The 26,504-nt window shown below is 76.1% G+C and carries 26 protein-coding genes; 5 read left to right on the top strand and 21 right to left on the bottom strand.

Translation table 11 applies throughout. The annotated features are described in order from the left end of the window. Positions 1-1,332, bottom strand: a complete 1,332-nt coding sequence (locus CHB98_RS10920) for a replication-associated recombination protein A (protein WP_089305597.1) — start codon at positions 1,330-1,332, stop codon at positions 1-3. 35 nt (positions 1,333-1,367) lie between these two features. Here CHB98_RS10920 and CHB98_RS10915 point away from each other — a divergent pair, with 35 nt between their 5' ends. After that, entirely contained in the window at positions 1,368-2,228 is an 861-nt protein-coding gene (locus CHB98_RS10915) for an aldo/keto reductase (protein WP_089305596.1), read from the top strand. Between the two features lie 95 nt (positions 2,229-2,323). Beyond that, complete coding sequence (locus CHB98_RS10910) at positions 2,324-3,640, top strand: O-antigen ligase family protein (protein WP_089305595.1); 1,317 nt, start codon at positions 2,324-2,326, stop codon at positions 3,638-3,640. A 9-nt stretch (positions 3,641-3,649) separates the two neighbouring features. On the opposite strand, the gene aspS is transcribed toward CHB98_RS10910, so the two are convergent. From aspS to CHB98_RS10890, 4 genes are read right to left on the bottom strand one after another with little or no spacing between them, the layout of a single operon-like run. Continuing rightward, positions 3,650-5,425: an aspartate--tRNA ligase gene (aspS, locus tag CHB98_RS10905; RefSeq protein WP_089305594.1), complete on the bottom strand. Its 1,776-nt coding sequence runs from the start codon at positions 5,423-5,425 to the stop codon at positions 3,650-3,652. A gap of 25 nt (positions 5,426-5,450) precedes the next feature. Then, the gene (locus CHB98_RS10900; protein WP_245821089.1) at positions 5,451-6,437 is read right to left on the bottom strand and encodes an aldo/keto reductase; all 987 of its coding nucleotides are present in this window, start codon (positions 6,435-6,437) and stop codon (positions 5,451-5,453) included. 5 nt (positions 6,438-6,442) lie between these two features. Beyond that, complete coding sequence (gene hisS, locus CHB98_RS10895) at positions 6,443-7,708, bottom strand: histidine--tRNA ligase (protein ID WP_089305593.1); 1,266 nt, start codon at positions 7,706-7,708, stop codon at positions 6,443-6,445. Then, entirely contained in the window at positions 7,705-8,400 is a 696-nt protein-coding gene (locus CHB98_RS10890) for an MBL fold metallo-hydrolase (RefSeq protein WP_089305592.1), read from the bottom strand. The genes hisS and CHB98_RS10890 overlap by 4 nt, the downstream gene beginning before the upstream one ends. 144 nt (positions 8,401-8,544) lie before the next feature. On the opposite strand from CHB98_RS10890, the gene CHB98_RS10885 reads away from it, so the two are divergent. The 3 genes from CHB98_RS10885 to CHB98_RS10880 are packed head-to-tail and all read left to right on the top strand — an operon-like array spanning position 8,545 to position 10,174. Beyond that, positions 8,545-9,375 (top strand): peptidylprolyl isomerase, encoded by an 831-nt coding sequence (locus CHB98_RS10885; RefSeq protein ID WP_089305591.1) that lies wholly within the window; start codon positions 8,545-8,547, stop codon positions 9,373-9,375. Next, a complete protein-coding gene (locus CHB98_RS21605; RefSeq protein ID WP_179224402.1) occupies positions 9,372-9,530 on the top strand; it encodes a hypothetical protein in 159 nt (52 codons plus the stop codon). Before CHB98_RS10885 ends, CHB98_RS21605 begins: the two co-directional genes overlap by 4 nt. Beyond that, positions 9,527-10,174: a methyltransferase domain-containing protein gene (locus CHB98_RS10880; RefSeq protein WP_089305590.1), complete on the top strand. Its 648-nt coding sequence runs from the start codon at positions 9,527-9,529 to the stop codon at positions 10,172-10,174. The genes CHB98_RS21605 and CHB98_RS10880 overlap by 4 nt, the downstream gene beginning before the upstream one ends. Here CHB98_RS10880 and CHB98_RS10875 read toward each other — a convergent pair. From CHB98_RS10875 to pgsA, 16 genes are all read right to left on the bottom strand, one after another. Continuing rightward, positions 10,171-12,660, bottom strand: a complete 2,490-nt coding sequence (locus CHB98_RS10875) for a RelA/SpoT family protein (RefSeq protein ID WP_089305589.1) — start codon at positions 12,658-12,660, stop codon at positions 10,171-10,173. The genes CHB98_RS10880 and CHB98_RS10875 overlap by 4 nt on opposite strands. Before the next feature lie 89 nt (positions 12,661-12,749). Next, positions 12,750-13,343 carry an adenine phosphoribosyltransferase gene (locus CHB98_RS22040; protein WP_281251856.1) on the bottom strand — a complete coding sequence of 198 codons (594 nt, stop codon included), beginning with the start codon at positions 13,341-13,343 and terminating at the stop codon, positions 12,750-12,752. Then, positions 13,340-14,767, bottom strand: coding sequence for a protein translocase subunit SecF (secF, locus tag CHB98_RS10870; RefSeq protein ID WP_245821069.1), 1,428 nt, complete (start codon positions 14,765-14,767; stop codon positions 13,340-13,342). The genes CHB98_RS22040 and secF overlap by 4 nt, the downstream gene beginning before the upstream one ends. Then, positions 14,764-16,392, bottom strand: a complete 1,629-nt coding sequence (gene secD, locus CHB98_RS10865) for a protein translocase subunit SecD (protein WP_089305588.1) — start codon at positions 16,390-16,392, stop codon at positions 14,764-14,766. The genes secF and secD overlap by 4 nt, the downstream gene beginning before the upstream one ends. A gap of 13 nt (positions 16,393-16,405) precedes the next feature. Further along, entirely contained in the window at positions 16,406-16,750 is a 345-nt protein-coding gene (gene yajC, locus CHB98_RS10860) for a preprotein translocase subunit YajC (RefSeq protein WP_089305587.1), read from the bottom strand. A gap of 153 nt (positions 16,751-16,903) precedes the next feature. After that, positions 16,904-18,058: a Holliday junction branch migration DNA helicase RuvB gene (gene ruvB / locus CHB98_RS10855; protein WP_089305586.1), complete on the bottom strand. Its 1,155-nt coding sequence runs from the start codon at positions 18,056-18,058 to the stop codon at positions 16,904-16,906. Further along, positions 18,055-18,696, bottom strand: coding sequence for a Holliday junction branch migration protein RuvA (ruvA, locus tag CHB98_RS10850; RefSeq protein WP_089305585.1), 642 nt, complete (start codon positions 18,694-18,696; stop codon positions 18,055-18,057). Before ruvA ends, ruvB begins: the two co-directional genes overlap by 4 nt. Beyond that, positions 18,693-19,259 (bottom strand): crossover junction endodeoxyribonuclease RuvC, encoded by a 567-nt coding sequence (gene ruvC / locus CHB98_RS10845; protein WP_089305584.1) that lies wholly within the window; start codon positions 19,257-19,259, stop codon positions 18,693-18,695. The genes ruvA and ruvC overlap by 4 nt, the downstream gene beginning before the upstream one ends. A 94-nt stretch (positions 19,260-19,353) precedes the next feature. Continuing rightward, positions 19,354-20,103: a YebC/PmpR family DNA-binding transcriptional regulator gene (locus tag CHB98_RS10840; RefSeq protein WP_089305583.1), complete on the bottom strand. Its 750-nt coding sequence runs from the start codon at positions 20,101-20,103 to the stop codon at positions 19,354-19,356. After that, positions 20,100-20,849 carry a pyridoxal 5'-phosphate synthase glutaminase subunit PdxT gene (gene pdxT, locus CHB98_RS10835; RefSeq protein WP_281251855.1) on the bottom strand — a complete coding sequence of 250 codons (750 nt, stop codon included), beginning with the start codon at positions 20,847-20,849 and terminating at the stop codon, positions 20,100-20,102. The genes CHB98_RS10840 and pdxT overlap by 4 nt, the downstream gene beginning before the upstream one ends. Before the next feature lie 25 nt (positions 20,850-20,874). Continuing rightward, positions 20,875-21,993, bottom strand: coding sequence for a heparan-alpha-glucosaminide N-acetyltransferase domain-containing protein (locus tag CHB98_RS10830; RefSeq protein WP_089305582.1), 1,119 nt, complete (start codon positions 21,991-21,993; stop codon positions 20,875-20,877). Between the two features lie 81 nt (positions 21,994-22,074). Then, complete coding sequence (gene pdxS, locus CHB98_RS10825) at positions 22,075-22,992, bottom strand: pyridoxal 5'-phosphate synthase lyase subunit PdxS (protein ID WP_089305581.1); 918 nt, start codon at positions 22,990-22,992, stop codon at positions 22,075-22,077. 46 nt (positions 22,993-23,038) lie between these two features. Further along, a complete protein-coding gene (locus CHB98_RS10820; protein WP_089305580.1) occupies positions 23,039-23,590 on the bottom strand; it encodes a LemA family protein in 552 nt (183 codons plus the stop codon). 11 nt (positions 23,591-23,601) lie between these two features. Beyond that, positions 23,602-24,822 (bottom strand): glycosyltransferase family 4 protein, encoded by a 1,221-nt coding sequence (locus tag CHB98_RS10815; protein WP_089305579.1) that lies wholly within the window; start codon positions 24,820-24,822, stop codon positions 23,602-23,604. Continuing rightward, the gene (locus tag CHB98_RS10810; RefSeq protein WP_089305578.1) at positions 24,822-25,826 is read right to left on the bottom strand and encodes a phosphatidylinositol mannoside acyltransferase; all 1,005 of its coding nucleotides are present in this window, start codon (positions 25,824-25,826) and stop codon (positions 24,822-24,824) included. The genes CHB98_RS10815 and CHB98_RS10810 overlap by 1 nt, the downstream gene beginning before the upstream one ends. A 24-nt stretch (positions 25,827-25,850) precedes the next feature. Continuing rightward, positions 25,851-26,504 (bottom strand): phosphatidylinositol phosphate synthase, encoded by a 654-nt coding sequence (gene pgsA / locus CHB98_RS10805; RefSeq protein WP_089305577.1) that lies wholly within the window; start codon positions 26,502-26,504, stop codon positions 25,851-25,853.

Here is a 26,504-nt window from a genome sequence, read left to right as displayed (position 1 = left end):
TCACCGGCCGCGGCGGAGGATCGCGCGCAGCCTCGCCAGCCGCGGGCCGATGGTGGCCTCCGCGCCGCGGCCGGTGGGCCGGTAGTAGTCCCTCCCCACCAGGGCGTCCGGCGGGTACTGCTGCGGCACCACGCCGTCGGGGTGGTCGTGCGGGTAGACGTAGCTGCCGCCGTGCCCCAGCCGCTTCGCGCCCGCGTAGTGGGCGTCGCGCAGGCCGGGCGGCACCGGGCCGGCCCGCCCGGCGCGGACGTCGGCCACGGACTCGCCGATCGCCACGGTGACCGCGTGGGACTTCGGCGCAGTGGCCAGGTGGACGACGGCCTGCGCCAGCGGGAAGTGGCCCTCGGGCATGCCGATGAACGCGACCGCGTCGGCGGCGGCCACGGCGGTCTGCAGCGCCGTCGGGTCGGCCATGCCGACGTCCTCGCTGGCGGAGACGACCAGCCGGCGGGCGATGAAGCGCGGGTCCTCCCCCGCCTCGACCATGCGCGCCAGGTAGTGCAGCGCGGCGTCGACGTCGCTGCCCCGGATGGACTTGATCAGGGCGCTGGCCACGTCGTAGTGCTGGTCGCCGGACCGGTCGTAGCGCACCGCGGCCTGCGCGACCGCCGTCTCCAGGGTGGCCAGGTCCAGCACGTCGCCGCCGGCCGCCCGGGCCGCGCCGGCGCCGGACTCCAGGGCGGTCAGCGCCTTGCGCGCGTCACCGCCGGCGATCCGCACCAGGTGCTCCTCGGCCTCGGCGGTGAGGGTGACCGCACCGGCCAGGCCGCGGTCGCTGGTCAGCGCGCGGTGCAGCACGGTGCGGACGTCGCCGTCGTCCAGTGGCTGCAACGGGAGCACCAGGGAGCGGGACAGCAGCGGGCCGACCACGGAGAAGAACGGGTTCTCGGTGGTGGCGGCGACCAGGCTGACGATCCGGTCCTCGACCGCCGACAGCAGGCTGTCCTGCTGGGTCCTGGAGAACCGGTGCACCTCGTCGATGAACAGCACGGTGCGCCGGCCGGCGTACGTCAGCTCCCGCTTCGCGCCCGCGATGACCGCGCGGACCTCCTTGACCCCGGAGTCGAGGGCGGAGAGCTGGACGAACTGCCGCCGGGTGGCCAGCGAGACGACGTGCGCCAGCGTGGTCTTGCCGGTGCCCGGCGGGCCGTAGAGGACCAGCGACATCGGCTCGTCGGCCTCGACCAGTCGGCGCAGCGGCGCCCGGGGACCCAGCAGGTGCCCCTGGCCGACGACCTCGTCCAGCGAGCGGGGCCGCATCCGCACCGCCAACGGCGCGCCAGGGTCGACGGTGCCGCCGTCGGCCGCCGGCTCGTCGAACAGCGAACTCACGGGTACCGACGCTACCCGCGGGGCACGACACCCCCGTGCAGCAGCGACGCATCGGAGACCTGACCGTCAGCGCCATCGGCCTGGGGGCGATGCCCCTGTCGACCAAGGAGGACCGCCCTTCGCCGGAGGACGCCCACGCCGTGGTGCACGCCGCTCTCGACGCCGGCGTGACGCTCATCGACACCGCCGACGCCTACGCGCTCGACGAGTCGGAGTTCGGCCACAACGAGGAGCTGGTCGCCGCGGCCCTGGCCTCCTACGGCGGGGACACATCGTCGGTGCTGGTGGCCACCAAGGGCGGGCACACCCGGCGCGGCACCGACTGGGAGCTCGACGGCTCCGCGGGCCACCTGCGGGCGGCGTGCGAGGCGTCGCTGCGGCGCCTCGGCGTCGACGCGATCGGGCTCTACCAGTACCACCGCCCCGACCCCGCGACCCCGTGGGAGGAGTCGGTGGGCGCGCTGCGGCAGCTCGTCGACGACGGGCTGGTGCGCATGGTCGGCATCTCCAACGCCGACGTCGCGCAGATCGACGTCGCCCGCTCGATCGTGGGCCCGGCGCTGGTGAGCGTGCAGAACCAGTTCTCGCCGGGGTGGCGCTCCTCGGCCGGCGAGCTCGCGCACTGCGCCGGGCACGGGCTGGCGTTCATCCCGTGGAGCCCGTTCGGCGGGGTGTCGTCGGCGGGGTCGCTGGGCTCGGCCGCGCCGGCGTTCGCCCGGGTCGCCGACGAGCTGGGCGTGTCGGTGTACCGGGTCACGCTGGCCTGGCACCTGGCGCAGGCCGACGTCGTCGTCCCGATCCCGGGGGCGTCGCGGGCGGCGTCGATCCAGGACTCCGCGGCCGCGGCCGGCGTCGAGCTGACCCCGGAGCAGCTGGCCCGCCTCGACGCCGCCTGACCCCGGCCCCCGGGCCTGCGGTGGCCGCCCCGGCTGCACCTGCTCCTCGCACGCCGTTCGCCGGGCCGACACCCGGCTGCACGACAGTCGCTGGGGTGCTCCCCCGCGCGACGGTCGGCTCCCTCGGCGTGGTCGCGGCCGTCCTGGCCGTGTCCGTGCTGCTCCTCGACGCGGCGGCCGGCCTGCTGCCCCCGGACGGCCTCGTCGGCTGGGTGACCGCCGGACGCCTGGTGCTGGCGGCCGGCCTCCTCGGGCTGGTGGTGGCCGGGGTGCGCCCGCGCGACCTGCGCACCCGGCTCGACGCGCCCGTCGCCCTGCTGGTCGTCGTCTCCACCGCCACGACCGTCGTCGGCCAGCACCCCACCGCCCCGCTGCGCGGCCTGCTGACGCTGGTGGCCACCTACTACCTGGTCGTCGGGCTGCTGCGCCGCGAACCGGGCGCGGCGCGCGCCCTGGGCCTGGCCGCGCTGGCCGGCCTGGCCCTCGTGGCGGCCGCCGCCCTGGGGCAGCTGGACGACGGGCTGGCGCCCTTCGGCTGCCGGACGGTGACCTTCGCCGACGCCCCCTGCGGGCCGGCGTCGTGGCCGCGCACCGTCGGCACCTTCGCCAACCCCAACGTGATGGCCGCCTTCGTCCTGCTCGTCGCCCCGCTCGCGGCGCTGGTGGCCGGCGGGATCCGGGAGCGGACCGGCCGCGCCGTCGTCGCCACGCTGGTGGGGGTGGGCTACCTGGGCATGGCGACGTCGGCCTCCCGGGGCGCGGTGCTCGGCGCCGTGCTGGGCGCCGTGGTGCTCCTGCTCGTCCGGGCCCCCGCGCGCCGGCGCGGGGGGCGGGTGGTCCTGCTCGCCCCCGTGCTGGCGCTGGCCGCGCTGGCCGGGGTGTCCGCGCTGGGCCCGGCGGTCCTGGCCTCGGTGGAGATCCGCAACCAGGCGTGGCAGCCGGCGCTGTCGGTCGCGGCGGAGGACCCGCTGCTCGGCGTCGGCCTGGGCCGGGCGGGGGTCGTCGTCAACGCGGCGGGCGACGGCGCGCTGGAGTACGCCCACACGCACGACCTGTGGTTGAACTGGCTGGTGGAGACGGGGGTGCTCGGCCTGCTCGCCGTCGGCCTGCTCACCGCCGGGTCGCTGGTCACCGCCGCGGCGGCCGCCCGCCGCGGCGACCCGGTGGCGAGCGCGGCGCTCGTCGCGCTGGTCGGCGTGTTCGCGATGAGCGTCGCCGACCACCCGGCGAACACCAGCCGCGTCGCGCTCGCCCTGTGGGTGGTGCTGGCGGTCGCCGCCGCCCGCGAGCCGGCCCGCTGGCGGGGCCCGGCGCCGGCCGGCGCGCCGGTGCGGCAGGAGACGCCCGGAGCGGCGGCGGACGCCCCGGCGCCCGACCGGCCGGCGCTCGCCGTCCCGCGCCGGCCGGGCTGAGCCGCCGGCTCAGCCGGTGGGGTCGGTGGGCCCCGGCGCGCCGGGCTGGCCGGGCAGCGCCGGCTCCTCGGGGTGCGCGTCGATGCCGGCCTCCTTGCGCTGCGCGTCGGTGATCGGCGTCGGCGCACCGGTCAGCGGGTCGAAGCCGGCGCCGGTCTTGGGGAAGGCGATGACCTCGCGGATGGAGTCCACCCCCGCCAGCAGCGCGCACAGCCGGTCCCAGCCCAGCGCCGCGCCTGCGTGCGGCGGCGGGCCGTAGGCGAAGGCCTCCAGGAAGAAGCCGAACCGCTCGCGGGCCTCCTCCCGCCCCATCCCGAGGGTCTGGAAGACCCGCTCCTGCAGGTCGGCCTCGGCGATCCGGACCGACCCGCTCATGCACTCGCTGCCGTTGACGACCAGGTCGTAGGCGTCGGACAGCGCGTTGGCCCGGTCGTCGGCGAACCGGTCGCGCCACTCGGGGGTGGGCGAGGTGAACGGGTGGTGCATGAACGTCCAGTCGCCGTCCTCGGTCTGCTCGAACATCGGGAAGTCGACGACGAACAGGAACGACCAGGTGCCGGGGGTGATCAGCTCCAGCCGGCGGGCGATCTCGTTGCGGGCCGCGCCGAGCAGCTCCTGCGCGGTGCGGCGGGTGCCCGCGGCGAAGAAGACGCAGTCCCCGGGCCGCGCGCCGACGGCGTCGACCAGGCCCGCGCGCTCGGTCTCGGAGATGTTCTTGGCCACCGGCCCGCCCAGCGTGCCGTCCTCGGCGACCGTCACGTAGGCCAGGCCCCTGGCGCCGCGCGACCGGGCCCAGTCCTGCCAGGCGTCGAACGCCCGCCGCGGCTGCGCGCCGCCGCCGGGCATCACGACCGCGCCGACGTAGGCCGACTGGAAGACGCGGAACGGCGTGCCGGCGAAGTAGGACGTCAGCTCGGTGAGCTCGAGGCCGAAGCGCAGGTCGGGCTTGTCCGACCCGAACCGGTCCATCGCCTCGCGGTAGGTCATCCGCGGGATCTCCGGCACGGCGTGCCCGGCCAGCTCGGCCCACAGCGCGCGGACCACGTCCTCGGCGACGGCGAGGACGTCGTCGCGCTCCACGAAGGACATCTCGAAGTCCAGCTGGGTGAACTCCGGCTGGCGGTCGGCGCGGAAGTCCTCGTCCCGGAAGCAGCGGGCGATCTGGTAGTAGCGCTCCAGCCCGCCGATCATCAGCAGCTGCTTGAACAGCTGCGGGGACTGCGGGAGCGCGTACCACCTGCCCGGCTGCAGCCGCACCGGGACGACGAAGTCGCGGGCGCCCTCGGGCGTCGAGCGGGTCAGCGTCGGCGTCTCGACCTCGACGAAGCCGTGCCGGGCCATCACCCCGCGGGCGATCCGGTTGACCTCCGAGCGCAGCCGGATCGCCCGCGCCGGACCCTGCCGGCGCAGGTCGAGGTAGCGGTACCGGTAGCGGACGTCGTCCGAGGCGGGCTGGTCGGTCTCGACCGGGAAGGGCAGCGGCGCGGACGGCGCGAGCACCCGCAGCTCGGCCGCGGCCACCTCGACCTCCCCGGTCGGCAGCTCGGGGTTCTCGTTGCCCTCCGGCCGCCGGCGCACCTCCCCGGTGACCAGCACGCAGAACTCGTTGCGGAGGGCGTGCGCCTCCTCCTCGCGGACGACGACCTGCACGTAGCCGGAGGCGTCGCGCAGGTCGACGAAGACCACGCCGCCGTGGTCGCGGCGGCGGGCCACCCAGCCGGCGAGGGTGACGGGGGAACCGGCGTCGGACGCGCGCAGCGCGCCGGCGTCGTGGGTGCGGAGCACGGGGGTACCTCTCAGGGAAGGGGGTTCACCAGCGGTCGTGGACGTGCGCGCGGACGCGCTCGTCGTAGACCCGCTCGAGGTCGGCGAGCTGGGTGGCGGTCAGCGGGGGCAGCGCGGCCGCCGCGACGTTGCCGCGGACCTGCTCGACGGTGCGCGCGCCGGGGATGACCGACGTGACGCCGGGCTGGTCGATGACCCAGCGCAGCGCGAAGGCCGCGGTCGGGGCGTCACCGGCGATCTCGGCGACCTCGCGGGCGGCGGCCAGGCCGACCTCGAAGGGCACCCCGGAGAAGGTCTCGCCGACGTCGAAGGCCTCGCCGTTGCGGTTGTAGTTCCGGTGGTCGTCGGCGGCGAACGTCGTCGTCTCGTCGTACTTGCCGGTCAGCAGCCCGCTGGCCAGCGGCACCCGGGCGAGGACGCCGACCTGCGCCCGGGCCGCCGCGGGCAGCAGCTCCTCCAACGGCTTGCGCCGCAGGACGTTGAGGATCACCTGCAGCGACTGCACGCCCGGCCGCTGCAGGGCGCGCAGGCCCTCGGCGACCGTCTCCACCGACACCCCGTAGGCGGCGACCGCGCCGTCGGCGACCAGCGCGTCCAGGGTGTCGTAGACGCGGTCGTCCTCGTACGTCGCCGGCGGCGGGCAGTGCAGCTGCACCAGGTCGAGGGTGTCCACGCCGAGGTTGCGGCGGGATCGGTCCACCCAGGCGCGCAGGTTCTCCGGGGTGTACTGCGCCGCCTCGAAGGGGTCGGCGCGGCGGCCGGCCTTCGTCGCCACGAACGGCCGCTGGGGCCGGGCCGCCAGGGCCTGCCGGATGCGCTGCTCGGAGCGCCCGTCGCCGTAGACGTCGGCGGTGTCGAGCAGGGTGACCCCGGCGTCCAGCGCCGCGTCGAGGACGGCGGCGGCGGCGTCGTCGTCGACGTCCCCCCAGTCCGCGCCGAGCTGCCAGGTGCCCAGGCCGACGACGCTGACGTCGGCCCCCGTCCGGCCGAGCGGCCGCTGCTCCATGCTCATCGTGGTCACCCCCCCACCGTCGCACGTCGCACGGCGTCGAACAGCTCGCCCACCGGGACGGGGTGCTGCTCGCCGGTGCGCATGTCCTTGAGCTGGCCGACGCCCGCGGCCAGGTCCCGCTCGCCGATGACGACCAGGTGCGAGGCGCCCGACCGGTCGGCGGCCTTCATCGCCCCCTTGAGCCCGCGGCCGCCGTAGACGGTGTCGGCGGCGACGCCGGCCTGCCGCAGCTGCCCGACCAGGCGCACCGCCACCCGCCGGGCCTCGGCGCCCAGCGGGACGACGAACGCCTGCACGCCGGCCGCCGCACCCACGTCGAGGCCCTCGGCCTGCACGGCCAGCAGGGTGCGGTCGACGCCGACGGCGTAGCCGATGCCGGAGACGTCGGGGCCGCCGAGCGCCGCGGACAGCCCGTCGTAGCGGCCGCCGCCGCCGATGGCCGACTGCGCGCCGAGCCCGGAGTGGACGAACTCGAACGTGGTCTTCGTGTAGTAGTCCAGCCCGCGGACCAGCCGCGGGGCCTCGGTCCAGGTCACGCCCAGGTCGGTCAGGTGCTGGCGGACGGCGTCGTAGTGCGCCCGGGTGGAGTCCGACAGGTGGTCGACCATCAGCGGGGCGTCGTCCAGCTGGGCCTGCACCTCGGGGCGCTTGTCGTCCAGGACCCGCAGCGGGTTGATCGCCGCCCGCCGCCGGGTGTCCTCGTCCAGGTCCAGCTCGTCCAGGTACGCGACCAGCAGCTCCCGGTACTGCGGCCGGCAGGTCGCGTCGCCCAGCGAGGTGAGCAGCAGCTCGAAGTCGGTCAGCCCCAGGTCGCGGAAGCCCTGCACGCCGAGGGCCACCACCTCGGCGTCCAGCGCGGGGTCGTCGACGCCGAGGGCCTCCATGTCGACCTGGGTGAAGTGCCGGTAGCGGCCGGCCTGCGGGCGCTCGTAGCGGAACGCCGAGCCGACCGTCCACAGCTTCACCGGCAGCGCGCCGGTGTGCAGCCGGTGCTCGATGAACGCCCGCATCAGCCCGGCGGTCAGCTCCGGGCGCAGCGTCAGCGACCGGCCGCCGCGGTCGGCGAAGGTGTACATCTCCTTGGTCACGACGTCGGTGGACTCGCCGACCCCGCGGGAGAACACGGCGGTCTCCTCGAACACCGGCGTCTCGACGTAGCCGTACCCGGCCCGCCGCAGCGGCGCGGTGAGGGTCTCCCGGACGGCGAGGAACCGCTCGGACGCCGGCGGCAGGACGTCGAAGGTGCCCTTCGGCGCGGTCAGCGGGGTCACAGCCCCCGCCCCCGCGGCGGGGCCCCCGCACCCGCGGCGGCCTCGGCCAGGTACGGGTTGGCCGCGCGCTCCCGGCCGACCGTCGTCGCCGGCCCGTGCCCGGGCAGCACCACCGTCTCGTCCTCCAGCGGCAGGACGACGTCGCGCAGGGAGCGCAGCATGTCCTCCCACGACCCGCCGGGCAGGTCCACCCGGCCCACGGAGCCGGCGAACAGCACGTCGCCGGCCAGCAGCCCCGGCGCCTCGCCGAGGTCGAGGGAGAACACCACCGAGCCCTGCGTGTGCCCCGGCGCGTGCCGCACGGTCAGCTCGACCCCGGCGAGGGACAGGACGGCGCCGTCGTCCAGCGGCAGGACCTCCGCGGGGTCGGGCAGCGCCACCCCGGTGATCAGCGGCGCCAGCTGCGGGCCGTGCCACCGGGCCGGGTCGGCGAGCATGCCGAAGTCTCGCGGGTGCAGGTAGGCGGGGATGTCGTAGCCGTCGCACACCGGCAGCACCGAGAAGGTGTGGTCGAGGTGGCCGTGGGTGAGGACGACGGCCACCGGCTTCAGTCCGTCCGCGGCCAGCAGCCGGGCCAGGGGCTCGACCGCGTCCATGCCGGGGTCGACCACGACGCACTCCTGCCGGGGCCCGGTGGCGACGGCGTAGCAGTTGGTGCCGAAGGCGCCGGCCGGGAAGGAGCGGATGAGCACCCGTGCAGGTTACGCGGGCGCCCCGCGCCGCCCCGGGCCCGCTGACAGGGGACGGCCAGGCTCGCCACCTAGACTCGCTGACCGACCGGCGGGCGCCCTGACCGACCCGCGCAGCACCCGTCCCCCCGCGGAGGAGTCCGACCCGTGCCGAGCAACAAGCAGCGCCGAGAGGCCGCCCAGCGCAGGCTGCAGCGCCAGCTCGAGCGCCGCGCCGAGCTGGCCCGCCGTCGTCGCCGCAACGTGCTGATCGGGGTCACCGTGGCCGCCGTCGTGCTCGTCGCCAGCGTCGTCCTGTTGGTCACCGGCGTCGGCGGCGAGGACTCCGACAGCGCCGCCGCCGAGCCCACGCCGACCCCCGCCCCCGCGGAGCCCACCCCGGGCGTCGTCGACGGCGCCGACGGCACCTGCGACTGGACGCCGGCCGACACCGCGGCCAACCCGAACCTGCAGGCCGACACCGGCACCCCGCCGGTGGAGGTCACGCCGACCGGCACCACCGAGGTCGACATCACCACGACCGCCGGGCCGATCGGCCTGACGCTGGACAACGCCGGCGCCCCGTGCGCGGTGGCGAGCATGGTCCACCTGGCGGGGCAGGGCTACTACGACGACACGGTGTGCCACCGCCAGACCGACTCCGCGGGCCTGCAGGTGCTGCAGTGCGGTGACCCGAGCGGCACCGGCGCGGGCGGCCCGGCCTACGAGTTCCCGACCCAGGTCGCCGGCGACGAGACCTACCCGCGCGGCACCGTGGCGATGGCCAACAGCGGCCAGGGCTTCGACGGCAGCCAGTTCTTCCTCGTCTGGGGGGACAGCCAGCTGCCGCCGTCCTACACCGTGCTGGGCACCATCGACGAGGCCGGGCTGGCCACCCTGGACGCCGTCGCGGCCAACGGCAACGACGGCAGCAACGGCCCCGGCGACGGCGCGCCCACCCAGGAGGTCCGGATCCAGTCCCTCGCGGTCGCCGCGTGAGCCGCCGGCCGCGCGCCGCGGCGGGGCCCGCCGACGCCGGGCCGGCCGTGGCCGACGAGGTGGCCGAGGGCGGCGACGACGGCTCGCTGGAGCCCGGCCCCGGCGGCGGGGCGCCGACCGTGCCGGTGACCGTCGAGTCGGCGACCACCGGATGACGGACAGCACCGGTCCCTACGCCGGCTTCCCGCCCGGCTTCTTCGACCGCGCCGACGGCACCCCCGACGAGGTCTTCTACACCCCGACCCGGCTGGTCACGCACATCGACGACCGGGCGATCGCCGCGGTGGGCGCCCTGTACGCCGAGCTGGGCATCGACGGCGCGGCGCCGGCGCCCCGCCGGGTGCTGGACCTGATGAGCTCGTGGGTGTCGCACTTCCGCACCCCGCCGGCCGAGCTGGTGGCGCTGGGGATGAACGCCGAGGAGCTGGCGGCCAACGCCGCGGCCACCGAGCGGCTGGTGCACGACCTCAACGCCGACCCGCAAGTGCCGCTGCCCGACGCCGACGTCGACGCGGCCGTCTGCTGCGTCTCGATCGACTACCTGACCCGGCCGATCGAGGTGCTGGCCGACGTCGGCCGGGCGCTGCGGCCCGGCGGGACCCTGGCGATCACCTACTCCAACCGGTGCTTCCCCACCAAGGCGGTGCGCGGCTGGCTGGCCACCGACGACGAGCAGCACGGCCTGGTCGTCGCCGAGTTGGTCCGGCGGGCCGGCGGCTTCACCGAGCCCGAGGTCTCGCTGCGCACGGAGCCCGGCCGCGGGGATCCCCTCTACGCGGTGGTCGCCCGCCGACGTTAGGCGGTGACGCGCTCGACGTCGAAGACGCCGTCCACGTTGCGCACCGTCTGCAGCACCGCGCCCAGGTGCGCGGGGTCGGCCAGCTCGAAGGTGAACCGGCTGATCGCCACGCGGTCCCGGCTGGTCTGCACCGAGGCGGACAGGATGTTGACCCGCTCGTCGGCCAGCGCCCGGGTGACGTCGGACAGCAGCCGGTGGCGGTCCAGGGCCTCCACCTGGATGGCGACGAGGAACACCGACCCGGGCTGGCTGGCCCACTCGACCTCGACCAGCCGCTCGGGCTTGCGCTCGAGGTCGGCGGCGTTGGTGCAGTCGGTGCGGTGCACGCTGACCCCGCCGCCGCGGGTCACGAAGCCCAGGATGGCGTCCCCGGGCACCGGGGTGCAGCACTTGGCCAGCTTGGCCCAGACGTCGGTCATGCCGTGCACGACGATGCCCGGGTCGCCGCCGGCCGCGCGGCGGTGCACCGGGCGGCGCATCGGGATGGTGGTCTCGGCGATGTCCTCGACCGCGCCCTCGGTGCCGCCCAGGGCGGCGATGAGCTTGTCGACGATCGAGGACGCCGAGATCTGGTTCTCCCCCACCGCGGCGTACAGCGCGGTGACGTCGGCGTGGCGCAGGTCCTTGGCCAGGGTGGACAGCGCGTCGCCGCCGAGCAGCCGCTGCAGCGGCAGGCCGGCCTTGCGCATGGCCCGGGTGAGCGCCTCCTTGCCGGCCTCGACGGCGTCCTCGCGGCGCTCCTTGGTGAACCACTGCCGGATCTTGGTCCGGGCGCGGGACGAGCCGACGAAGGACAGCCAGTCCTGGGAGGGGCCGGCGGTCGGGGACTTGGAGGTGAAGACCTCGACGACGTCGCCGTTGGTCAACGTGCTGTCCAGGCTGACCAGCGTGCCGTTGACCCGGGCGCCGATGCAGCGGTGGCCGACCTCGGTGTGCACCGCGTAGGCGAAGTCGACCGGGGTGGCGCCGCCGGGCAGGCTGACCACGTCGCCCTTGGGCGTGAAGACGAACACCTCCTGCGGGCCCAGGTCGTAGCGCAGCGTCTCCAGGAACTCGCCGGGCTCCTGCGCCTCGCGCTGCCAGTCCAGCAGCTGGCGCAGCCACAGCATGTCGTCCGGCGAACCGGTCTTGGCGCCGCGGTCCCCGGGCGCGGGGCGCCCGCCGGCCCGCGCCTTCTCCTTGTACTTCCAGTGCGCGGCGATGCCGTACTCGGCGGTGCGGTGCATGTCGTGGGTGCGGATCTGCAGCTCCACCGGCTTGCCCTGCGGGCCGATCACCGTCGTGTGCAGCGACTGGTACATGTTGAACTTCGGCATCGCGACGAAGTCCTTGAACCGGCCGGGCACCGGCTGCCAGTGCGCGTGCATGATGCCCAGCGCGGCGTAGCAGTCGCGGACGGAGTCGACCAGGATGCGGATGCCGACGAGGTCCCAGATGTCGGTGAAGTCCCGGCCGCGGACGATCATCTTCTGGTAGATCGAGTAGTAGTGCTTGGGCCGGCCGGTGACGACGGCGGCGATGCCGGCGGTCTTCAGCTGGTCGGTCACCGCGGCGGCGACCTCGGCCAGGTAGGTGTCCCGCGACGGCGCCCGCTCGGCCACCAGCCGCACGATCTCGTCGTAGCGCTTGGGGTACAGCGTGGCGAACGCGAGGTCCTCGAGCTCCCACTTGATGGTGTTCATGCCCAGGCGGTGGGCCAGGGGGGCGAGGATCTCCAGCGTCTCGCGGGCCTTCTTCTCCTGCTTCTCCGGAGGCAGGAAGCGCAGCGTGCGCATGTTGTGCAGCCGGTCGGCGAGCTTGATGACCAGCACCCGGGGGTCGCGGGCCATCGCCACGATCATCTTGCGGATCGTCTCGGCCTGCGCGGCGTCGCCGAGCTTGACCCGGTCGATCTTGGTGACGCCGTCGACCAGGTGGGCCACCTCGGGCCCGAACACCTCGGTGATCGACTCCAGCGTCTGCCCGGTGTCCTCGACCGTGTCGTGCAGCAGCGCCGCGACCAGCGTCGTGGTGTCCATGCCCAGCCCGGCCAGCACGGTGGCCACGGCCAGGGGGTGGGTGATGTAGGGGTCACCGCTCTTGCGCTTCTGGGTGGCGTGCGCGGCCTCGGCCACGTCGTAGGCCCGCTGCAGGCGCGCCAGGTCGGCCTTGGGGTGGCTCTCCCGGTGCAGGACGGCCAGCGGCTCCAGCACCGGGCGGACGACGGGGCTGCGTTGCCCGGCGACGATGCGGCGGGCCAGCCGGTCGCGCACCCGGCGGCGCGGGACGCCGGGCGGGTCCTGCTCGCCCGGCGGCTCGGAGCCGACGTCGTCGGGACGGCGGACCGCGGGGCGGCTGGGCAGCGGCGGGCGCCCGGGCGACGCGTCGGTGGCCGGCGGGGCCGGGGTGCCGTCGCCGGCGGGGAGCGCCGGTGCGGTCCCCCCGGCCGGGAGGGCGGGGGCGCCGGAGCCCGCGGCGGCAACGCCGGTGACGGCGTCGGGGCCCATGGCGACTCCTGCCCGAGGTGGTTCGGTGACCTCCCCCATGCTAGCCGGGGAGCCCCTGGTCCCGACCGCACCGGGCGGTCGTGTACCGCTCAGGTGGTCCACAGCGCGTGCACGGTGTGCGGGGCCAGCCGCTGCCGCCCGCCGAGGCCGACCAGCTCCACGACCACCGACACCGCCACCACGACGCCGCCCAGGCCCTCGACGAGGGAGGTGCTGGCGGCCAGGGTGCCGCCGGTGGCCAGGACGTCGTCGACGAGCAGCACCCGCTGCCCGGGGGCGATCGAGTCGGTGTGCACCTCGAGGGTCGCGGTGCCGTACTCCAGCGCGTAGTGCGCCGACAGCCGCTCGCGGGGCAGCTTGCCGGCCTTGCGCACGGGCACCACGCCGACGCCGGCCTGCAGCGCCACCGCGGCGGCCAGCAGGAAGCCGCGGGCCTCCACGCCGACCACGACGTCGAACGCGGGCTCCCTGCCGCCCGCCGCGGCCAGCGCGGCCGCGCGCGGGTCGACCTCGGCCGGCGCCGCCAGCCCCTCGACCATGCGGCCGAAGGCCGGCCCGTCGGCGAACACCGGCGTCAGGTCGCGGAAGACGACACCCGGCTGCGGGAAGTCGGGGATCTCGACGGTGAGCGAGGCGATGAGCTCGTCCAGCGGCGGGCTGCCCGCGGCGGCGCCGGCGCTCACCGGCGCTTCCGGCCGCCGGAGCGTCGGGCGCCGGACTGCGGGCGGGCGCCGGGCCGCGGGGCGGCGGTCGCCCCGCTGCGGGGGCCGGGCGCCGGGCGCACCGGGTCGGGCGCCTCGCGGCGCACCGACTCCGGGGACTCGACCACCACGTCGGCCGGCACCGGGCCCAGGTCGGCGTCCCGCTCGGCGAGGGCGGTGCCGGCCCCGCCGGCCGCGGGCCGCGCGGCGCCGCGGCCGCGGCGGGCGCTGGCCACCGGGCCGATGCCGGCCGGGCGGCCAGCGGACTGCCGGGCCTGGGAGGACCGGCGGGCGAGCACCCGGCGGCGCAGCGCCTGCACCTCCGGCTCGCGCTCCTTGAGGTCCGCCACGATCGGGGTGGCCAGGAAGATCGAGGAGTAGGCGCCCGCGGCCAGGCCGACGAACAGCACCAGGGCGAGGTCCTTGAGCGTGCCGACCCCGAGCAGCCCGGCGCCGACGAACAGCAGGCCGGCGACCGGCAGCAGCGCGATGACCGAGGTGTTGATCGAGCGCATCAGCGTCTGGTTGACCGCCAGGTTGGCCGCCTCGCCCCAGGTCATCCGCGCCGTCCGCTCCAGGTCGCGGACGTTCTCGTCGACCTTGTCGAACACGACGACGGTGTCGTACAGCGAGAAGCCGAGGATGGTCAGGAACCCGATGACCGTCGAGGGGCTGACCTCGAAGCCGACCAGCGCGTAGACGCCCGCGGTGACGACGATGTCGTGCAGCAGCGCGGCGATCGCGCCGACCGCCATCTTCGGCTGGAAGCGCACCGCGAGGAACAGCACCACCGCCACCAGGAAGACCGCGAGGGCCACCAGCGCCTGGCGGGTGATGTCCTGGCCCCACTCGGGGCTGACCGACTCGGGGCTGACCTGGGCCGGGTCGACGCCGGCCGCCGCGGCGACCGCGTCGACGACCGCCCGCTCGGTGTCGTTGTCCAGCGCGCCGGTGCGCAGCAGCAGCGTGTCGCCGCCGACGACCTGGGCCGAGGCGACCTCGGCGCCGGCGTCCTGCGCGGCGTCCTGCACCTGCTCGAGCTGCGCGGCGTCGCCGGGCAGCCGCAGGCTGTTGCCGCCGGCGAAGTCGATGCCGAAGTTGAAGCCCCGGACCACCATCGCGGCCAGGCACAGCAGCACCACCACGGCGGTGATGCGGTAGATCAGCCGGCTGCGGCCGACGACGTCCAGCCCGGCCTCGCCGTTGTACAGCCGGTGCGCCAGCGAGCCGCGGTGCCGCGCGCGGGGGGCGCCGGGCCGGCCCGCGCTGGGCAGGCCGGCCGCGGCGAGCGCGGCGTCGTCCGCGGCCGCGGCGGCGTCGTCGGTGGCGCCGTGGCCGGCGGCCTCGTCGGCGTCAGTGCCCACGGGCACCGCGCCGTCGCCGGGGAGGGGGTCGCGGCCGGTCATGCGGGGCTCCTGTCCTGCGCGGTGCGGCCGGCGCCGGCCGCCACGAGCTCGCGGTCCGCGGCGGTGCGGCGGCCGGCGGCCGGGCGCGGCCGGTCCAGGCTGCCGCCCAGGCCGGAGACGCGGCTGCTGCTGAACACCCGGTAGCGGGCCAGCACCGCCATCAGCGGGTGGGTGAAGAGGAAGACGACGACCAGGTCGAGCACCGTGGACATGCCCAGGGTGAACGCGAAGCCCTTCACGTCGCCGATGGCCAGCACGTACAGGATCGCCGCGGCCAGGAAGCTGACCGCGTCCGCGGACAGGATCGTGCGCCGCGCGCGCACCCACGCCCGCGGGACCGCCGAGCGCAGCGTGCGGCCCTCGCGGATCTCGTCCTTGAGCCGCTCGAAGTAGACGACGAAGGAGTCCGCGGTGATGCCCAGGGACACGATGAACCCGGCGATGCCGGCGAGGCTGAGCGTGAAGCCGATCTGGCGGCCGAGCACGACGAGGACGGCGTAGACGACCACCGCCGACAGCACCAGGCTGGCGATCATCACCAGCCCGAGCAGCCGGTAGTAGAGCAGCGCGTAGACGAACACCAGCGCGATGCCGATGGCGCCGGCGATCAGGCCGGCCTGCAGCTGCTCGGCGCCGAGCTCGGTGGAGATCGACTGGGCGGTGGCCTGGGTGAAGGTCAGCGGCAGCGCGCCGTAGCGCAGCTGGTTGGCCAGCTCCTCGGCGCTCTCCTGGTCGAAGGAGCCGGTGATCGTCGTCGGGTTGCTGGTGATCGCGCCCTGGATGGTCGGCGCGGAGATGACCCGGCCGTCCAGGGTGAAGGCGACGTTGGAGCCGACGTTGGCCGCGGTGTAGGCGGCCCACTCGGCCTCGGCGTCGTTCTGGAAGTCCAGCAGCACGACCCACTCGCCGGTGGCCGGCTCGGTGCCGGCGTTGGCGTCGGCGACCTGGGTGCCCTCGATGATCGCCGGGCCGAGCAGGTACTTGGCCGCGCCGTCCTCGGTGCAGGCGGCGAGGTAGCTCTCCGGCAGCTCGACCTCGGAGCTGGTGTCCGCCGGGTCGCAGGTCAGCGTGGCGTACGCCGCCGCGGCCTCCTCCTGGGTGGCCGGCGCGTCGCCCGGCTCGGGCAGCGAGGGGTCGGCGACGGCGCCGTCGGCCGGCGCGGCGGGGTCGGCCGGCGTCTCGGCGGCGGGCTCCTCGGCGGCGGGGTCCTCGGCGGCGGGGTCCTCGGCGGCGGGGTCGGCCGGGACGGCGGGCTCGGGGCCCTGCACCACCGGGCGGAAGCGCAGCTGCGCGGTGGCGCCGAGCTCGCGGGCCTGCTCCCCGTCGTCCCCGGGGACGGAGATGACGATGTTGGCGTCGCCCTCGGTCACCACCTCGGCCTCGGCGACGCCGAGCCCGTTGACCCGCTGCTCGATGATCTGGCGGGCCAGTTCCAGCTCGGTGGGGTCGGGTGCCTGGCCGTCGGGGGTGGCGGCGGTGAGCGTGACCGTCGTCCCGCCGCGCAGGTCCAGGCCCAGCTGCGGGGTGCGGGTGTCGCCGGTCAGGAAGACCAGGCCGTAGAGGACGGCGACGACGAGCAGGAAGGCGCCGAAGTACCGGCGCGCGGAGAGGGAGTGTCGGGCCACGGGAGGGCTCCGGTCAGCGGGCGCGGCCGGCGGGGCCGCCGTCGGACGGGCCGTTCGCGTCGTCCTGGCCGAGGACGGTGCCGTCGGCGGGGCCGGGCGCGGCGGGCCGGCGGATCTCGAGGATCGCCTGCCGGGCGAAGGTGACGACCACGCCCGGGGCGACCTCCAGGTCGACGGTGCCCTCGCCGAGGGCGGCGACGGTGCCGTGCAGGCCGGCCGTCGTCATGACCGGGGTGCCCGGGGTCAGCGACTCCTGCAGCGCCCGCTGCTGCTCCTGCAGCTTCCGGCGCTGCCGCGCCGGAAGGACGATGAGCAGCACGAAGGCCAGGACGAGGATGACGAGCGGGAACAGCTCCACGACAGGTGTGCCTCTCTTCCGCGCCGTCTCGGCCGCGGTGGTGCGGCCCGGGACGGGGCCGCTCGGGTGCGTCGACTGCGGCGCGGGGCTCTCCGGGCGGCCGGGCGGACGCACGCGGGCGAGCCGACGAGTTGCGCGCCGGCGTCCCGCAGTCTAGGCGTCGAAGAGGGTCTCTGACGACGACCCCGGTGCCTGCGGGTCGGGTGTGCCCCGACCGAGGGGGACGCCGCCGCGCGGCACCGGCCGGCCGAGGTGGGTCCAGGCCGCCTCGGTGGCCACCCGCCCGCGGGGGGTGCGGGCGAGCAGGCCGGCGCGGACGAGGAATGGCTCGCAGACCTCCTCGACGGTGTGCGGCTCCTCCCCCACGGCCACCGCGAGGGTGGCCACGCCGACCGGGCCGCCGCTGAAGCGCAGCACCAGCGCCTCCAGCACCGCCCGGTCCAGCCGGTCCAGGCCCAGGTGGTCGACGTCGTAGAGCGCCAGCGCGGCCTCGGCGACCGCGCGGGTGACCCGCCCGTCGGCGCGCACCTCGGCGTAGTCGCGGACCCGGCGCAGCAGCCGGTTGGCGATCCGCGGGGTGCCGCGGGACCGGCCGGCGATCTCCGTGGAGCCCTCGGCGGTCAGCTCCACGCCCAGCAGCGCGGCGCTGCGGGCCAGCACCTGCTCCAGCTCGGCCGGCTCGTAGAACTCCATCTGCCCGACGAAGCCGAACCGGTCGCGCAGCGGCCCGGTGAGCAGGCCGGCCCGGGTGGTCGCGCCGACCAGGGTGAACGGGTTGATCTCCAGCGGGATGGCGGTGGCGCCGGGGCCCTTGCCGACGACGACGTCGACCCGGAAGTCCTCCATCGCCATGTAGAGGAGCTCCTCGGCCGGCCGGGCGATCCGGTGGATCTCGTCGATGAACAGCACGTCGCCGGGCGCGAGGTTGGACAGCATCGCGGCCAGGTCGCCGGAGCGCTCGATGGCCGGCCCGCTGGTGATCTTCACCGACGTGCCCAGCTCGGAGCCGATGATCAGCGCCAGGCTGGTCTTGCCCAGCCCGGGCGGGCCGGACAGCAGCACGTGGTCCGGGGGCCGGCCGCGCCGCTTGGCGCCCTCCAGCACCAGCTCCAGCTGGCGGGCGACCTTGGGCTGGCCGATGAAGTCGGCGAGCGAGTGCGGCCGCAGCGCGGACTCCACCACCCGCTCCTCGTCGCCGGCCCCCGGGTCGACCGCGGCGTCGGGGAACCGGCCGGGCCCGGCTGTGCCGGGGGTACGCCCCGGCCCGGCGTCGGCGGCGGACAGCCCCCGGTCGAACGGCCCGCTCATGAACGGCCCAGCAGCCGCAGTGCCTGGCGGAGCAGGACGGCGACCTCCACCGCGCCGGTCGCGGCGACCTGCTCGTCGGCCAGCGGGGCGAGCTCGGCGATGGCCGCGTCGGCTTCCCGGCCCGACCAGCCGAGGCCGACCAGCGCCGCGGCCAGCTGGTCGCGCCACGGCGCCACCGGGGCGACCCCGGGCAGGCCGGGCGCCGCGCCGGCGCCGTCCAGGGAGGTGTCGGTGCTGGTGACGCCCAGCCGGTCGCGCAGCTCCAGGATCAGCCGCTCGGCGCCCTTGCGGCCGATGCCCGGGACCTGCATGAGCGCCTTGACGTCGGCCGTCGACACCGCCCGGCGCACCTCGCGCGGCGGGTGGATGGCCAGCACCGCCTGCGCCAGCCGGGGGCCCACGCCGTTGGCCGTCTGCAGCAGCTCGAACAGCTGGCGCTCGTCGTCGTCGGCGAAGCCGTAGAGGGTGAGGGAGTCCTCCCGCACCACCAGGGTGGTGGCCAGCCGCGCGCTCTCCCCCACCTGCAGCCGGGCGATCGTGCCGGGCGTGCACTGCACCGCGAGGCCCACGCCGCCCACCTCGACCACGGCGCCGTCCGGGGAGACCGCAGCCACCCGGCCGTGCACCGAGGCGATCACCGGGACACCCCCGTCCAGCGCGGCAGGGTCGTCGACCGGACCGGCGCCCCGATGCCGCCGGCCAGCGCGGCGGCCCGCAGCCGCTGTTGCGCCGGCCCGCGCCAGGCGTGGCACACCGCGAGCGCGAGCGCGTCGGCGGCGTCGGCGGGCTTGGGCGCGGACGCCAGCCCCAGCACCCGGGTGACCATCAGGGTGACCTGCTCCTTGTCCGCGCGGCCGCTGCCGGAGATGGCGGCCTTGACCTCGCTGGGCGTGTGCCAGGCGACCGGCCGGTCGGCCTGGGCGGCGGCCAGTGCCGCCACCCCGGCCGCCTGGGCGGTGCCGGTGGCGGTGCCCTTGTTGTTCTGGGTGAAGACCCGCTCGATCGCCACGACGTCGGGCCGGTGCTGGCGCAGCAGCCCGGTGACGGCGGTGTGCAGCTCCAGCAGCCGCAGCTCGAGGTCCAGCTCGGCGGCGGTGCGCAGCACGCCCACGCCGACGGCGACCGGCCGCGCGCCGGGGCGCCCGTCGACCACGCCCCACCCGCACCGGGTGAGGCCCGGGTCGATGCCGAGCACCCGCATGGGGGAGCCTCCCGCCGTCAGCCGAACTGGTGTTCGACCACGCTAGCTCGTACCGGCGACACCGCCGTCCGCGACACGCGAGCGGCCGGGGGCCCTAGATGCGCTCGAGGACGTCGTCGGAGACGTCGTAGTTGGCGTAGACGTTCTGCACGTCGTCGCAGTCCTCGAGCGCGTCGATCAGCCGGAACACCTTGTCGGCCGCGTCGGCGTCCAGCGACACCGAGACGCTGGGCACGAAGCCCACGTCGGCGGAGTCGTAGTCGATGCCGGCGTCCTGCAGCGCGGTGCGCACCGCCACCAGGTCGGTGGGCTCGCAGACCACCTCGAGGGTGTCGCCGAGGTCGCGCACCTCCTCGGCACCGGCGTCCAGCACGGCCATGAGCACGGTGTCCTCGTCGACCGCGCCGGACGTCGGCACCACGACGACGCCCTTGCGGGAGAACAGGTAGGACACCGAGCCGGGGTCGGCCATCGACCCGCCGTTGCGGGTCATGGCGGTGCGCACCTCCATGGCCGAGCGGTTCTTGTTGTCGGTGAGGCACTCGACGAGGACGGCGACGCCACCGGCCGCGTAGCCCTCGTAGGTGATCGCCTGGTAGTCGACGCCACCGGCCTCGAGCCCGGCGCCGCGCTTGACCGCGCGGTCGATGTTGTCGTTGGGCACCGAGCTCTTCTTGGCCTTCTGGATGGCGTCGAAGAGGGTGGGGTTGCCCGCCGGGTCACCGCCCCCGGTGCGGGCGGCGACCTCGATGTTCTTGATCAGCTTGGCGAAGAGCTTGCCCCGCTTGGCGTCGATCCCGGCCTTCTTGTGCTTGGTCGTCGCCCACTTGGAATGGCCGCTCACAAGTCCTCCTCGCTGGCGCTCGTCGGACGCGTTCGCGGCCGGCCGGCTGTGTCCACTGGTGAACTCGCACGCTCGTCCACGGCGCGTGGTCCCCTCTCGTCCCCGGCGGCCCCCTCCGGGGCGCTGCCGGCCTGCTCGGCCAGGTGACGGCGGACGGTGTCGACGAACAGCGCGTGCACCCGGCGGTCCCCGGTCAGTTCGGGGTGGAAGCTGGTGGCCACCAGGCTGCCCTGGCGGACCGCGACGATCCTACCGTCGGCCGCTCCGCCGACGACCCGGCCGAGGACCTCCACCCCCTCACCCGCCTGCTCCACCCACGGCGCCCGGATGAAGACCGCGTGCACCGGACCGCCGGGCACGCCGTCGATCTCGACCTGGGACTCGAAGGAGTCCACCTGCCGGCCGAAGGCGTTGCGCCGCACCGTCACGTCCAGCCCGCCGACGGTCACCTGGTCGGCGGGGGCGTCCAGCAGCCGGTCGGCCAGCAGGATCATCCCGGCGCAGGACCCGTAGACCGGCAGCCCCCCGGCGACCGCGTCCCGCAGCGGCTGCAGCAGGCCGGACCGGGCGGCCAGCTTCGCCATGGTGGTCGACTCCCCGCCGGGGACGACGAGCGCGTCGACGGCGGCCAGCTCCTCCGGGCGGCGGACCAGCACTGCCTCGGCGCCCAGCGCGGACAGCGTCGCCAGGTGCTCGCGGACGTCGCCCTGCAGGGCCAGCACGCCGATCACGGGGGTCCGGGACACGGGGGACCAGGCTACGTGCCGCTGCTCAGGGCCCCGCCGCGCGCCGCGAGCTCCAGGTCAGCAGCCGCTCCAGCGGGCCGCGCCCCAGCACCAGCCGCCACACCGTGGCCAGCAGCAGGGCGGCGAGGGTGAACCGGACCCAGCGCCCCCAGTCGTCGGCGGAGTCGACCTCCAGCACCTGGATGGCGACGATCTGCGCGCTGTACACCGACAGGGCCAGCGCGCCCACCGACGCCAGCGGGTACAGCAGCCGGGGCGCCAGGTCCGCGGCGACCAGGCACAGGCCGATGACGGCGACCGCGACGCCGCCGGAGCCGAGCACCTCGGAGGTCGTCGAGCTGTGCGGCTCGGCGCCGGCGAACCAGGCCGGCTGCCAGGGACCGGCCGTGTCGAACCCGGTCTCGATGCCGGCGAGCTCCTGGCCGGGCGCGAGCTGCCGGGTGCTCAGCCACCCGCCCAGGTAGCCGACCACCGCGGCGGCCGCGCCCCCGCCGACCAGGCCGGCGCGCACCCGGGCCGACCGCAGGTCCAGCCGGCCCACCGCCAGACCGGCCAGCACGAACGCCAGCCACACCGCCGCCGGGTAGTAGCCGGTGAACAGCAGGAAGGCGAACGCGTTGCCGTCCTCGTCGCGGGCGGTGGCGTACCGGCCGACCCACAGGGTGAGCGGCGGGCCGGCGAGCGCGACGAGGACCGCCGCGGCCAGCAGCTGGCGCGGCGTCCAGCGCAGGAACGGCAGCGCGAGCACGAACAGCACCGCGTACACGCCGAGGATGATCGCGATGAAGGTGTCCAGCAGCTCCAGGACGCCGCCGATCGCGAAGACCCACGCCGCCCGGACCAGGATCCGCGTGCGGGCGGCGGACAGGCCGGCATCGGGCACGGGCGTGCGCCCCCCGGACAGCAGCGCGATCGAGACGCCGGCCAGCGTGGCGAACAGGATCGACGGGCGGCCGTCCGCCAGCGCCCGCCAGGAGTCCGGCGCCCAGCCGAGCCGCCCGGTGTCGCCCAGGTGGGCGGCGAACATGCCGAGGACGGCGATGCCGCGGGCGACGTCGAGACCGCCGATCCGCCGTCCGGACCCGGGATCGGGGGTCCGGACGGCGGCGGCGGCGAGCTGGGCGTCCTCGCGCTGCGCCGTCACGCGCCCTCCTCGCTGGCGCTCGTCGGTCACACGCCGGGCCGTGCTGCGCCTCTGCGTGACCTCGCGAGCCCGGTCACGGACTCACCAGCCGCGGGTGGCGTACCGCTCGCTCTCCGGCAGGGTGGCGACGTTGATGCCGACCATCGGCTCGCCGAGCCCGCGGGACACCTTGGCGATCACGTCCGGGTCGTCGTGGAAGGTCGTGGCCTGCACGATGGCCGCGGCCCGCTGGACGGGGTCGCCGGACTTGAAGATGCCCGAGCCGACGAAGACGCCCTCGGCGCCGAGCTGCATCATCATCGCCGCGTCCGCGGGGGTGGCGATGCCGCCGGCGGTGAACAGCACGACCGGCAGCTTGCCCAGCCGGGCGACCTCGGCGACCAGCGCGTGGGGGGCGCGCAGCTCCTTGGCCGCGACGAACAGCTCGGTCTCGTCCAGGGTGCCCAGCGAGCGGATGCCGGCGCGGATCGCCCGCATGTGCCGGACCGCCTCGACGACGTTGCCGGTGCCCGCCTCGCCCTTGGAGCGGATCATCGCCGCTCCCTCGGCGATCCGCCGCAGCGCCTCGCCCAGGTCGGTGGCGCCGCAGACGAACGGCACGGTGAACTCGGCCTTGGCGATGTGGTGGGCCTCGTCGGCCGGGGTGAGCACCTCGGACTCGTCGATGTAGTCCACCCCGAGGCTCTGCAGCACGCGGGCCTCGACGAAGTGCCCGATGCGGGCCTTGGCCATGACCGGGATGGAGACCGCGTCGATGATGCCCTGCACCATGTCGGGGTCGCTCATCCGCGCGATTCCGCCCTGGGCTCGGATGTCGGCGGGCACCCGCTCCAGCGCCATGACGGCGACCGCGCCGGCGTCCTCGGCGATCCGCGCCTGCTCCGGGGTGACGACGTCCATGATGACGCCGCCCTTGAGCTGCTCGGCCATGCCGCGCTTGACGGCCTCCGTCCCGGTGGTCCCGGCGGTGGTCGGGTCGGTCGTGCTGTGCTCTGCCACGGGGGCTGCCTCGGTCTCGGACGTCGGGGTGGGGACGCCTGCGATGCTACGACCGTCCGCGGCCGCCCCCGGCGCCGCTGCCGGTGACCTCGCGCAGGTCGTCCTCGATGTCGAAGAAGCGGGGCAGCGGCCGGGCCGCGTGCAGCCGGAGCAGCCCCGGCAGCCGCCGGGTGCGCAGGGCCACGGTGTCGCGGACGGCGTCGTTGTAGAAGCGGCGGGCCAGGCCGACCCGCGTCGCCGCGTCCGCGAGGTCCGCCCGCAGCGCGGCGGGCAGGCCGGGCCGGTCGCCGGGGAGCTCGCGCAGCTCGCGGCCGAGGGCGTTCTCGGCCAGCTCGCGGTCACCCGAGCGCGGGGACCGGACCTCCCGGACGCAGGCCGCCAGCCGGGCGGCCCGCTCCTCCCCCACGGCGGCGGCGTGGTCGCGGCACAGCGCCTCGGCCAGGGCGGCCCGCCGGCGCAGCTGGGCGTCCAGCACCGCCCACGCCCGGTCGACCCGCGCCTCCAGGCGGCCCAGCCGGGTCAGCGTCCAGGTCACCCAGGCGGCCAGCAGGGCGACGACGACCGCGGCGGTGAGCAGCAGCCAGACGTCGGGAGTCACGACGGGTCAGGCTAGCGCTGCACCCACCGCCGCAGCGCCGACCGCGCCGGGACCTCGCCCGGGACGGGGGTGAGGCCGGGCAGGTCGGCGTCGTCGTCGGAGGCGGTGACCTCCCCGCCGCCGGGCAGCACCACGGTCTCGTAGACGGCGAGCACCCGGCGGGCGACCACCGACCAGTCGTAGTCCGCGGCCACCCGGCGGCCGTTCCCCGACAGCCACGCGCGGCGCTGCGGGTCGGCCAGCAGGTCGGACAGGGCGCGGGCCAGGTCGCGGGGGTCGCCGCGGCGCACCAGCACCCCCGCGGCGCCGTCCTGCAGCACCGCGGCGAAGGAGTCCAGGTCGCTGGCGACGATCGGCGCCCCGGCCGCCAGCGCCTCGATGAGCACGATCCCGAAGCTCTCCCCCAGCAGGTTCGGCGCGCAGTACACGTCCACCGACCGCAGGAACGCGGCCTTCTCCGCCTCGGCGAGCTCGCCGAGCAGCGACACGTGCGCGACGAGGTCCCCGCCGAGCAGCTCGCGGACGGCGTCGGGGTCACCGCGGCCGGCGATGAGCAGCTGGGCGCCGGGGTGGTGGCGGACGACGGTGCGCATCGCCTCCAGCAGCACCGGCAGCCCCTTGCGCGGCTCGTCGTAGCGGCCCAGGAAGCCGATGGTGGGCCCGTCGACGCCGCGGGTGCGGCCGGGCAGCGAGGGACCGTCGGCGAAGGCGCCGACGTGCACGCCGTTGGGGATGATCACCGCGTCGCCGCCCAGGTGCTCGACCTGCACCCGGCGGGCGGAGTCCGACACCGCGATGCGCCCGGAGATCTTCTCCAGCCACGGGCGGACCACCGGCCCCAGCGCGGCCAGGGCCCGGGACCGGACGGTGGCGGCGTGGAAGGTGGCCACGATCGGGCCGGTGGCGATCATGCAGACGAGCAGCGAGATCGACGGCGACGAGGGCTCGTGCACGTGGACGACGTCGAAGTGCCCCTCGCGCAGCCAGCGGCGCACCCGCGCGGCGGTGACCGGGCCGAGCTGCACGCTGGCCATCGAGCCGTTGTAGGGGACGGGCACCGTGCGGCCGGCGTAGGTGATCCACGGGTCGGTGAGCGCGTCCTCCTGCTCCGCCGGGGCCAGCACCTCCACGTGGTGCGCCATCCCGCGCAGCGTCTCGGCCAGGTCGCGCACGTGGTAGGCGACCCCGCCGGGGACGTCCCAGTGGTAGGGGCAGACCAGCCCGATGCGCATCAGCGCCGCCCCTCCCCCGGCGGGTCGGGCGGCACGCCGTCCCAGACGCGGCCGAGCACGTGCCAGTCCTCGGGGTGCTCGGCGATGCCGCGGGTGAACGCGTCGGCCACGCCCTGCATGGCGCCGGCCACCCGGTCGCGCAGCCGGCCCTGCCCGTCGACGGGCACCTCGGGGTGCACGACGTGCCGCCAGCCGGTCGCGGTGAAGTGCGACACCGCCGGGTGCAGGGCGGCGCCGGTCTGCGCGGCCAGCACCGCCGGCCCGCCGGGCATGGTGGTGCGGCGGCCGAAGAGGTCCACCGGGACCCCGCCGCCGCCCAGGTCGCGGTCGACCAGCAGGCAGGCCGTGCCGCCGGCGTCCAGCCACTCGCGCAGCACCGCGGCGCCGGGGCGCGGCCCGCCGGTGAGCGGGACGACCCGCATGCCGAGCGTCTCGCGGTAGGCGACGAACCGCCGGTACAGCGACTCCGGCTCGAGCCGCTCGACGACGGTCATGAACGGGCCGTCGAGCCAGTCGACCAGCCAGACGCCCGCGGCGTCCCAGTTGCCGCTGTGCGGCAGGGCGACGACCAGCCCGCGACCGCGGTCCCGGGCCGCCTCCAGGTGCTCCCGCCCGATGAGCTCGGTGCCGGCGAGGACCCGCTGCACGCCCAGCCGCGGCAGCCGGAAGGCCTCTTGCCAGTAGCGGGCGTAGGAGCGCATGCCGCGCACGGTGAGCTCCTCGAGCGCGGAGTCCTCCAGCCGGCCCCCGGTGGCGACGCGGAGGTTGGCGCGCAACTGCCGGACGCCCCGGCCCCCGCGCGCGGCGACCCACCGGCCGGCCGCGTCGGACGCGCCCCGGGCCACCGGCTCGGGCAGGGCCTGGACGGCGGCCCACCCGGCGGCGTAGCCGAGATCGGTCAGCCGGGCCGTGGTGCGGGCGCGCAGCCCCGTCGTCCCGGAGGGCGGCGGCCCGGGCGCCCGCGAGGCCGCTGTCCCGGCCGCTGCCGCGGGGCCGTCGGTCACGGCACACCGCTCATCGCAGCAGGCTCACGGCACGAGGCCCTGACTGGGCGGCGGGGACGGCGGGGTGGGGAGGGCCCGGCCGCGGGCCTGCCGGTGGACCTCGGCGAACCGCTGGGCGACGGTGACCGCGCTGCCCGCGGTGAGCAGCCACAGCGCCACGTGCAGGGCGTAGGGGATGCCCAGGCCGAGGAACCCCGTGCCGACCAGCACGAGGATCAGCCGCTCGGTGCGCTCCACGATGCCGACGTCGCAGGTCAGCCCCATGCCCTCCGCGCGGGCCTTGACGTAGGAGGTGAGCACGCCGAGCACCAGGCACAGCAGCGCCAGCAGCACGACCAGCCGGTCGTCCCCGGCGCCGGAGAACCACCAGACCAGCGCGCCGAAGATGGCCGCGTCCGCCGCCCGGTCGCCGGTGGAGTCCAGCACCGCGCCGAAGACCGAGCCGCCGCCGCGGGCGCGGGCCAGGGCGCCGTCGAGCATGTCGAGCAGCACGAAGACGGTGACGGTGAACGCGCCCCAGAACAGCTGCCCGGTGGCGATCAGCCCGACCGCGCCGCCGATCGCGCCCAGCGTGCCGACCAGGGTGACCGCGTCGGGGGTGACCCCCGCCCGGGCCAGCCGGGCCACCACCGGGGCCCAGAACCGGCCCACCGCCGCCCGGGCGTTGGCGCCCAGCAC

This window comes from Geodermatophilus pulveris, from assembly GCF_900188375.1.
In the GTDB taxonomy this organism is placed as follows: domain Bacteria; phylum Actinomycetota; class Actinomycetes; order Mycobacteriales; family Geodermatophilaceae; genus Geodermatophilus; species Geodermatophilus pulveris.
This window is presented reverse-complemented; position numbering and strand designations above follow the sequence as displayed.